This window comes from Indolivaga alginatilytica (genome assembly GCF_003201355.1).
Lineage (GTDB): Bacteria > Bacteroidota > Bacteroidia > Bacteroidales > Dysgonomonadaceae > Dysgonomonas_A > Dysgonomonas_A alginatilytica.
Map to the genome: position 1 here is coordinate 56,717 of NZ_QICL01000027.1, position 9,060 is coordinate 65,776.

The following is a 9,060-nucleotide window of genomic DNA, read 5'->3' on the forward strand; positions in this document are numbered from 1 at the left end:
AAAAACTGTGTTTTTCTGTTATTTCGGTGTAATCTGTGTTCTATCCAGCCTTTTGCCAGCCCCTACGACGAGGTTAGCTGTAATAGCTTCTTTTTATCTATAAAAGAAAATATTATGGCAAAATTTAATAATACATTAGTGGAAAAAATACGGGCATTAGTGGAGGAGGACAATTATACAATTACCGAAATCTGCCGTATTGTAGGTGTTAGCCGCAAAATGTTTTATGAGTGGAAAGCCACAAAGCCTTCTTTTGCCGAGGCATTGGATGAGGCGATAGATGCACGTGAAGAGAAACTGAAACAAAAAGCCCGTCAGTCGATGCGGCAAAAGCTGGAAGGGCATAAGCAAATCGAAACAAAAATAACTTATGTGGCATCAAAAGACAGTGACGATCCTTATACGCTTGTAGTGAAAGAATATGTGGTAAAAGAAAAGTATTGCGTACCCGAAACATCGGTTATTATGCATGCTTTATCGGGTGGGCATACCGGATCGAAAGGAGGTAAGCAACCACAGCCCGTCAGTCCGATGATGATAACTGTGGATAGCGAGAAGACGAAGCGCGATTTGGAAAGGTTACAGGAACGGTTGAGTAAAAAAACCGGCTGAAAAAGTGTTACCTTTGTTACTTTTGTCACCTTTTTAAATGTAATATTCTTATTAATAGTGATTTAAACAGGTGGCGAAATATACAATAAGGCTCTTGATTTGTTACCTTTGTGCCACCAAATGTATATAGTTGTTACCTTATTGTATACTTTTTATTGATTAATGCGACTCAGTAGTTAAATATATTTATAAACTACGCGCAATCAAAGATTGCTTGTGTTCCCTTTGCCCAAAGCCGCAAAAGGAACCAAAAAGTCTTTGCCGACCACTTACGCCGGCTTTGCTTACGCCCATCAGGCTCTCCGACATTGGCGGTTGCACGGGTACCCGATGTGGGAGGAAAGCGTAAAAAACAAAAAGAAATCAAAGTCGAAAGTATTTTTTTGTTTTCGCTTTCGGATCACCTATCGGGTCGGGCACAAGGCACAGTCTTGATCTTTTGTTTCGTTTTGCATCAAGGCAAAATGAAAGACAAACCTCGATAGAGGTGCGTCAGTAAAAAAGGGCATTTTATATAGTCCAACTACGGATTGCCATGATTATTTACAATCTGAAGCAAGAACGTAGTTAACCGTTGAATTGAAAAAATATATTTAGCAAAGAATCTTAAGGTCTTAGACCTTTTTATTGCTTTGATAAGCATAACAGCAATAGTCTGTTATAATTCGAAAATATATCATTAAATACGTTCATTTACTTATAAAAAATAATAGCCATGTTAAAGCATACCATAAAGTGTTTATTCTTGGTTTCGTTGGCTTTTTTTGCAGTTTCATGCAGGCAGGAAGCAGCTAAACCAACAAATGTAAATTTAGAAAGAGCACAAGCGACATTAGATTCATTATATTCTCATTATTCGGCAGATAATACTGGTCTCCTTAGGGAAACCTATCCGTTTAATGACAGATATTCGGCAACTTATCTGGCATCTGCCGAACAGGCAAATGTGCCTAATGCGTATTCTTATCTCTGGCCTTTCTCGGGAACATTTTCTGCTGTAAATGTTTTGCTGGAAACATCGGGAGACAATAAGTATAAAGATTTATTGGATTCTAAGGTTCTGACAGGTTTGGAAAAATATTTTGACACTACACGTACGCCTTATGCTTATTCTTCCTATATTAGTGATGCTCCCCGATCGGATCGTTTTTATGATGACAATGTGTGGTTGGGCATCGATTTTACAGACATATATATGTTGACTAAAGAGGAAGCCTATTTGAAGAAGGCAAAACTTATCTGGGATTTTGTAATCAGTGGCAGTGACGATAAGCTGGGAGGCGGAATTTATTGGTGCGAGCAGAAAAAAGAATCGAAAAATACATGTTCCAATGCTCCGGGGGCTGTTTTTGCTTTTAAACTTTTTAAGGCAACCAATGACAGTACGTATTTCTTTCAGGGAAAGAATTTGTATCAGTGGACTAAAGAACATCTTCAGGATTCTACGGATTATTTGTATTTTGATAATGTAAAACTGAATGGAAGTGTCGGCAAAGAAAAATATGCCTACAACAGCGGGCAAATGATGCAGGCAGCTGCTTTATTATATAATCTGACCAATGACAAGCAGTATTTGGAGGATGCTCAAAATATAGCTCGATCGGCGTACAGCTATTTCTTTGAAGATTTTAAAGATGAAAAAGGGGAGCAATTTAAACTTCTGAAAAAAGGAGATGTCTGGTTTACGGCAGTTATGCTTAGAGGTTTTACAGAGCTTTATGAAATAGACAAAAATCCTTTGTATCTTAATGCCTTCAAAAAGAACCTTGATTATGCATGGAATCACTCCCGTGACGAGAAAGGTTTGTTTAACAAAGATTTAAGCGGAAGAACAAAAGACGAATCGAAGTGGTTGCTAACGCAGGCGGCAATGGTAGAAATGTATGCGCGTTTGGCTACGACAAAATAACCGAAATATAATATAAATAAACAAAACATGGTTGTAAAGAGAAATCTAACAAAAAAAGTATTGGGATTATGCATGTTGTCTGCTGTCTCAATAGGCAGTATTCAGGCTTCTGATTGGGGAGTAAAATCCGAAACGGCAGTAGTGAGCGATAATACGAAGGTATATGTAACCAATCGTCCGAACCCTTCAGAGAGGTTGTTCGAATCGTCAGCCGTAGAAAATGAAATAGTTCGTATTAAGAAATTGTTGAAAAATGCACGTCTGGCGTGGATGTTCGAAAACTGTTTTCCCAATACATTAGATACCACAGTTCATTACCGGGTACAGGATGGTAAGGATGATACTTTTGTCTACACCGGAGATATTCATGCTATGTGGTTACGTGATTCAGGAGCACAGGTATGGCCTTATGTTCAGTTAGCCAATAAAGACCCTAAGCTGAAAAAGATGTTGGCAGGTGTAATCAACCGTCAGATGAAAAGTATATTGATCGATCCGTATGCGAATGCTTTTAATGATGGTGCAGATCCTAACGGACATTGGATGAGTGATCTGACGGATATGAAGCCCGAACTTCACGAGCGTAAATGGGAGATTGATTCTCTTTGTTACCCAATTCGTCTGGCTTATTTCTACTGGAAAGTTACGGGCGATGCCAGCGTATTTGATGCCGATTGGGTAAAAGCAATTGAGCTTGTATTGCAAACATTTAAAGAACAGCAACGTAAAGATGGTGTAGGTCCATATAAGTTTATGCGTGTAACCGAGCGTCAATTGGATACTATGTCTAATGACGGACTGGGTAATCCTGTAAAACCGGTAGGACTGATAGCTTCCGCTTTCCGTCCGTCGGATGATGCTACTACATTCCAGTTTTTGGTGCCTTCCAATTTCTTTGCGGTAACATCGCTGCGTGAGGCTGCTGAGATTCTTACGGAAGTGAATAAGAATAAGGTCTTGGCTAATGAATGTACTGCTTTGGCGAATGAGGTGGATACGGCCTTACAAAAGTATGCAATCAATAACCATCCTAAATATGGAAAAATCTATGCATTTGAAGTAGATGGTTTTGGTAATCAACTGTTGATGGATGATGCAAACGTTCCTAGCTTATTGGCTTTGGCTTATTTGGATGCAGATCGTATAAATGATCCTATTTATCAGAATACAAGAAAATTTGTATGGAGTGCCGATAATCCTTATTTCTTCAAAGGTACAGCCGGCGAAGGTATTGGCGGACCTCACATCGGTTATGACATGATCTGGCCGATGAGTATTATGATGAAAGCATTTACGAGCCAAAATGATGCAGAGATTAAAGAATGCATCAAAATGCTGATGGCTACCGATGCAGGTACGGGCTTTATGCACGAGTCGTTTCATAAAGATGATCCCACAAATTTTACCCGTTCATGGTTTGCCTGGCAAAATACGTTATTCGGTGAGCTTATCCTTAAACTGGTAAATGAAGATAAAGTAGATTTATTGAATAGCTTATAAAGAAGCGTGTCTATATAAAGAACGAGTTCCATTTCAAGTGAGAAATGGAACTCGTTGTATTAAGTATCTTGTGAATGGAGTTGTAATTTTTTCAGTTTGCCTTGCGGGCCTTAACTTCAGCTTCCCTAGCTCGTTCTTCAGCCCTCCTGATTCTTTCTTCTGCTCTCTTAGTTCTTTCCTCCGCTCTTTCGGCTTGTTCCTCTGCTCTTTTCTGAGCTTCCAGTGCCCTCCTCTGGGCATCTTCGGCAATCTTTTGAGCTTCCTCGTTTCGCTTTTGTGCTTCTTTAATTCTCCTGTTCAATTCAGCTTCGCTTAGTCTGGTAGAGGTGTTAACAGAAGTATTGATATGCATATTGTTGCCTTTGTTGGCAATATTCTTGATATCCTGAATAGAGAAGTTTCCTAAGAATCTGATAATAGTTGCATCGGTTCCATCTTGTGTTATCATCAGCATTTCAGACCCTTGATTCGATTTGTCCTTTTTCACATAAAAGGCGGTCTTGGAGTCTTCATCTTTAATTAGCATCAGGGTTTCATAATTTCCACCTTTTAATAACCCTTCTGATGCACTGGTCAGGCGTTTCGATGCAAGGTCTTCTTCTGCCGTATATATTTCAAGAGATTCTAATTTGCCTGCAATATTTCCAATATCCACACCGGGCATATTCATGTTGGGCATCATGCCAAGCATCGATTTTGAAATATATACAACCTGAACTCCTTTAATGTTAGAGAGAGTGGAGAAAAGACCATCATTATTCTGAGGGGTTTCATTGATTGTATAAGAATATGTGAGATTGTTCTCCCCGTTTGAAGTTTCACTCTTGACATAGGCATACGTATTCCCTTGATTAGTATCGCTCACCACAATATTAATGGAAGGTTGAGGGGTACTTGCTGTTATATTCTGAAAATCCAGATTCCCCAGATTAGATAGATTGTCGAGGTTGCCAAGATCTACCCAATTTAATTGGTGTTCCATGTTGGCAAGGCTTTCGGTAATTTCAACCTTCATGGCATCCATATCTAAATCAATAGCGGGAATACTTGGTGGTATCTTAGCCAGCTCGCTAAATATCTCTGCTTGTAAATCGTCCATGTTTATTTTCACTTCGGATTGTGCCTTACTAAGTGAAATCGTAGAGATTGTGGTTAGTATTAATATTATTAGCCTTTTCATAACTGTACGTCTTTATCTATGATGTCGTTTACTTTTTCGATTTGTTTAATGCCCTTATTGAGTTTGCCTGATACAAGTAGCAGCGTTTTCTGAGTTTCCAGATATGCCTCTTCCGGATTTGAATAGGTGTCTACAAGCATCTCATTCTTGTTTCTATTGTTCTCAAAATGTGCAAAGATACCTGCTGATAAAATAATCAGGATACCGGCGGCTATGCTCATTGCCCATCTCACAGGTTTACTAAGGTGTCCTGTAGGTAAAGCAACATGAGATGTTTTATGGCTTTCTTCTTTTGCTGCTAGATTGTCAATCAGTGTATTTAGTTTTCCTTCTAAATGTGCAGGTGCATTGTTTTCCTGAGCCGAATATAGCTTACGAAATATTCTTCTTTCGTTCTCCATTTCCTCGGGAATACTTTCTGTTTCAAAAAAATCAGATAGTATTTTCTCTTCCTCTTTAGAAGTCTCTCCTTCATAAAACGAATGAAGCAGGCTCTTTATATCTTTAATGTCCATAATTGTAACTATTAAAAAGTTCCTTGATTTTTTTTCTGGCTCTCGACATTAATACTCTCACATTTACACTTGTCAAGCCCATTATTTCCTCAATTTCCTCATTCGAATAATCATCAAAGTGTCTTAGTTTTATAATCTTTCTCTGTTGTTCAGGTAAAAGATCTATTATAGTTTCTATATGTTTAATCTCATCAGAGGTTTCTATTTCGTCAGCAAGCACCATACTGTCTGATATTACAGTGTCTTCTGTTGACTGAAATAGATGTTTCTTTTTTGCTCTTAAAAAGTCGAGACATAAATTACGGAGCAAAATTACACAATATGCTTCACTGTTTGTTACATCTATTAATTCATCCCGTTTATTCCACAATTTTATATAAGCTTCCTGTACAACATCTTCAGCATCGCAAGCGTCCTCAAGAAGCCTGTATGCCACCCTATACAGCTTTTGATGATAAGGAATATATTTCTCTTTAAATGTTACAGCATCCATTTACTATGGAATATTTACTTGCGAATGTTTTTACTAGTTCCTCTTTGTTCCTCTGTATTCTTTCTTTACATCTGCTAAATCGTTTAGTGTAAAATCTCCTTTTAGTCTGATTATAGTAGGATCGTTTATGGTGATTATAACTAATTCCTTAACCTTGCCCTTTTTACTTTTCGACATTATCAACACATTATCATCGTCGTCTTTTACTTTCATTAATACTTCATATCCTTCTATCTCCAGATTCTCTATTTGTTTTGCAAATTGAAGCTTTGTATCTCTAGAACAACTTTCGAGATCGAGAACGGACATTGAACTAATTTTTTTATTGAAATCTTTATTACCCCAATTTGCTATTGTTAATGATGAAAATATAAATTTTCTAAGATTAACGTTTTCTGCACGGGGAGCTTTGGAAAATTCGGAAATAATATCCTCTAAAGTCTTACCCGAAGCCGAGAAGCTAACGGTAATCAGGAGTAAGTATAATAGTCCTTTTTTCATAATGAATCTCTCTTTATACTAAAGACGTAACAAGAGAATAAAATGTTACACCCCTCAAATATAAAATTTAATAATAATCTTTTTATCTTTGTATGCATAAAAGAATTAAGGTGCTACGCCTTTATATTGCTTTGGTAAATGTATCAACTAAAGATTGTTACTGACTGAAAGAAATGATATTCTTTTATTTACCATTACTTAAATAACCATTCTCCTATGCTCGAAAAGATTATTATCCTCGATTTTGGCTCACAAACCACCCAATTAATTGGTCGCCGTGTTCGCGAACTGAATACGTATTGCGAAATAGTTCCTTATAACAAGTTTCCTAAAGACGATGCTACTGTAAAAGGTGTAATCCTTTCAGGTAGTCCTTTCTCTGTAAACGATAAAGATGCATTTAGCGCCGATTTATCAGAAATCAGGAAGAAATATCCTGTATTAGGTATTTGTTATGGAGCACAATTTTTGGCACACACATCAGAAGGAAAAGTTGAAAAAGGCGATTCTCGTGAGTATGGAAGAGCACATCTTGTATCTATCACACAAGATCCTTTGTTTGATGGTATAGCTAAAGATTCGCAAGTGTGGATGTCTCATGGAGATACAATAACTGTATTGCCTGATGCTTTCGATATAATAGCAAGCACGGAAGATGTAAAAGCTGCTGCTTATAAAATACAAGGAGAACAAACTTGGGGGGTACAATTTCATCCCGAAGTATTTCATACAGTAGATGGAACTAAGTTATTAAATAACTTTTTGAATATCTGTGGTTGTGAAAAAGACTGGACTCCGGCTTCATTCATTGAATCTACCGTTGCCGAACTTAAAGCTCAGCTAGGTGATGATAAGGTTATACTGGCACTGTCGGGAGGAGTTGATTCTTCTGTAACAGCAGTATTGCTAAATAAAGCAATTGGAAAAAACCTGACATGTGTATTTGTTGATCATGGTTTGTTACGTAAAAATGAATTCGAGAGAGTTCAGAAAGACTATGAGCATCTAGGGTTACATGTTATAGGAGTTAATGCAAAAGAAAGATTCTACAAAGCATTAGCAGGTGTTGCTGACCCCGAAGAGAAGAGAAAGATTATAGGAAAAGGCTTTATAGATGTCTTCGATGAAGAAGCTCATAAGCTGAAAGATATAAAATGGTTGGGACAAGGTACTATCTATCCTGATATCATTGAATCGCTATCTATAACTGGTACGGTAATAAAGTCACACCATAATGTTGGAGGGCTTCCCGAAAAGATGAATCTGAAACTGGTAGAACCTTTGAAACTGTTGTTTAAGGACGAAGTTCGCAGAATTGGTCTAGAGCTGGGTATGATGGAACATCTTATTAAACGCCATCCATTCCCCGGACCGGGTCTCGGTATTCGTGTCTTAGGAGATATTACTGCCGAAAAGGTAGAGATACTTCAAAACGCTGATGACATCTATATAAAGATGCTGAACGATTATCACCTATATGATAAGGTGTGGCAAGCAGGAGCAATCCTTCTACCCGTAAAATCAGTAGGAGTAATGGGAGATGAGCGCACTTATGAATTTACAATCGCACTTCGCGCAGTAACCTCTACAGATGCTATGACTGCCGATTGGGCACATCTACCCTATGAGTTCCTTGCAAAAGTCTCTAATGAGATTATCAATAAAGTAAAAGGAGTGAATCGTGTAGTATATGATATATCATCTAAACCACCTGCAACTATCGAGTGGGAGTAAACAGATATTCTATATATAATAGGATAATAAGAAAGAGAAGCAGACCAGAAAGTCGGCTTCTCTTTTTTATTGATGTTGATTTTATTGATTTTATTGAGATAAAAGGATTTTTTATTCATTTTGTAAATCTTTGATGTTAAATTTTTACCCTCAAAATTTGGATTGATTGATCCTTCAATCGCTGTGTTGATCTATCTTTCGTAGTTTTCTGAGATTTTTTCTCAAATAAATTTCTGTTATAAAACACTGTTTGAATAGTAGTTAAGGAATGAGTTGCAAAAACTTTCAAAAATAGTGTATAAATTATTTGGATTGTATTAAAAAGTGGACTACTTTTGCACTCGCTTTAGAACCGAGAGACGGTTTGAAAGAAAAGCGAAAAAGAAGCGATCCTTGACAAGGTTATACATAAAAACAAAAACATAGCATTAGACGGGTAGAGACTAATTATATTAGAATCTAACTTAAAAATTCGTCAAGAACCAAGAGTAAATAGACAGACAAGAAACTTCTAAGAATATAAAAAAGATATACAAAGAAGAGTTTGATCCTGGCTCAGGATGAACGCTAGCGACAGGCCTAACACATGCAAGTCGAGGGGTAGCATGAAGTAGCA

The 9,060-nt window shown here is 37.4% G+C and carries 8 protein-coding genes and 1 rRNA gene; 5 read left to right on the plus strand and 4 right to left on the minus strand.

Going from position 1 to position 9,060, the window contains the following annotated elements; all coding sequences use genetic code 11:
• Nucleotides 1–114 precede the first annotated feature (114 nt).
• From CLV62_RS16950 to CLV62_RS16960, 3 genes are all read left to right on the plus strand, one after another.
• Entirely contained in the window at nt 115–612 is a 498-nt protein-coding gene (locus tag CLV62_RS16950; RefSeq protein ID WP_110311969.1) for a phBC6A51 family helix-turn-helix protein, read from the plus strand.
• A gap of 715 nt (nt 613–1,327) precedes the next feature.
• Nucleotides 1,328–2,521, plus strand: coding sequence for a glycoside hydrolase family 76 protein (locus CLV62_RS16955; RefSeq protein ID WP_110311970.1), 1,194 nt, complete (start codon nt 1,328–1,330; stop codon nt 2,519–2,521).
• A gap of 72 nt (nt 2,522–2,593) precedes the next feature.
• The gene (locus CLV62_RS16960; RefSeq protein ID WP_394337211.1) at nt 2,594–4,021 is read left to right on the plus strand and encodes a glycoside hydrolase family 125 protein; all 1,428 of its coding nucleotides are present in this window, start codon (nt 2,594–2,596) and stop codon (nt 4,019–4,021) included.
• A gap of 91 nt (nt 4,022–4,112) precedes the next feature.
• On the opposite strand, the gene CLV62_RS16965 is transcribed toward CLV62_RS16960, so the two are convergent.
• From CLV62_RS16965 to CLV62_RS16980, 4 genes are read right to left on the minus strand one after another with little or no spacing between them, the layout of a single operon-like run.
• Complete coding sequence (locus tag CLV62_RS16965) at nt 4,113–5,201, minus strand: DUF4252 domain-containing protein (RefSeq protein WP_110311972.1); 1,089 nt, start codon at nt 5,199–5,201, stop codon at nt 4,113–4,115.
• Entirely contained in the window at nt 5,198–5,716 is a 519-nt protein-coding gene (locus tag CLV62_RS16970) for a hypothetical protein (RefSeq protein ID WP_110311973.1), read from the minus strand. The genes CLV62_RS16965 and CLV62_RS16970 overlap by 4 nt, the downstream gene beginning before the upstream one ends.
• The gene (locus tag CLV62_RS16975; protein ID WP_110311974.1) at nt 5,706–6,209 is read right to left on the minus strand and encodes an RNA polymerase sigma factor; all 504 of its coding nucleotides are present in this window, start codon (nt 6,207–6,209) and stop codon (nt 5,706–5,708) included. The genes CLV62_RS16970 and CLV62_RS16975 overlap by 11 nt, the downstream gene beginning before the upstream one ends.
• Nucleotides 6,210–6,242: 33 nt before the next feature.
• On the minus strand, nt 6,243–6,710 hold the full coding sequence (locus CLV62_RS16980) for a DUF4252 domain-containing protein (protein WP_110311975.1): 468 nt from the start codon (nt 6,708–6,710) through the stop codon (nt 6,243–6,245).
• 216 nt (nt 6,711–6,926) lie between these two features.
• On the opposite strand from CLV62_RS16980, the gene guaA reads away from it, so the two are divergent.
• Both guaA and CLV62_RS16990 read left to right on the plus strand, forming a co-directional pair.
• Nucleotides 6,927–8,444: a glutamine-hydrolyzing GMP synthase gene (gene guaA, locus CLV62_RS16985; RefSeq protein WP_110311976.1), complete on the plus strand. Its 1,518-nt coding sequence runs from the start codon at nt 6,927–6,929 to the stop codon at nt 8,442–8,444.
• A gap of 532 nt (nt 8,445–8,976) precedes the next feature.
• Nucleotides 8,977–9,060, plus strand: a 16S ribosomal RNA gene (locus CLV62_RS16990); the annotation flags it as partial.

What these genes read in the sequence shown, in the direction of transcription:
- guaA (WP_110311976.1), top strand. Translation starts at nt 6,927, where the DNA reads ATGCTCGAAAAGATTATTATCCTCGATTTTGGCTCACAAACCACCCAA.
- CLV62_RS16950 (WP_110311969.1), top strand. Translation starts at nt 115, where the DNA reads ATGGCAAAATTTAATAATACATTAGTGGAAAAAATACGGGCATTAGTG.
- CLV62_RS16970 (WP_110311973.1), bottom strand. Translation starts at nt 5,716, where the DNA reads ATGGACATTAAAGATATAAAGAGCCTGCTTCATTCGTTTTATGAAGGA.
- CLV62_RS16955 (WP_110311970.1), top strand. Translation starts at nt 1,328, where the DNA reads ATGTTAAAGCATACCATAAAGTGTTTATTCTTGGTTTCGTTGGCTTTT.
- CLV62_RS16965 (WP_110311972.1), bottom strand. Translation starts at nt 5,201, where the DNA reads ATGAAAAGGCTAATAATATTAATACTAACCACAATCTCTACGATTTCA.
- CLV62_RS16960 (WP_394337211.1), top strand. Translation starts at nt 2,594, where the DNA reads ATGTTGTCTGCTGTCTCAATAGGCAGTATTCAGGCTTCTGATTGGGGA.
- CLV62_RS16980 (WP_110311975.1), bottom strand. Translation starts at nt 6,710, where the DNA reads ATGAAAAAAGGACTATTATACTTACTCCTGATTACCGTTAGCTTCTCG.
- CLV62_RS16975 (WP_110311974.1), bottom strand. Translation starts at nt 6,209, where the DNA reads ATGGATGCTGTAACATTTAAAGAGAAATATATTCCTTATCATCAAAAG.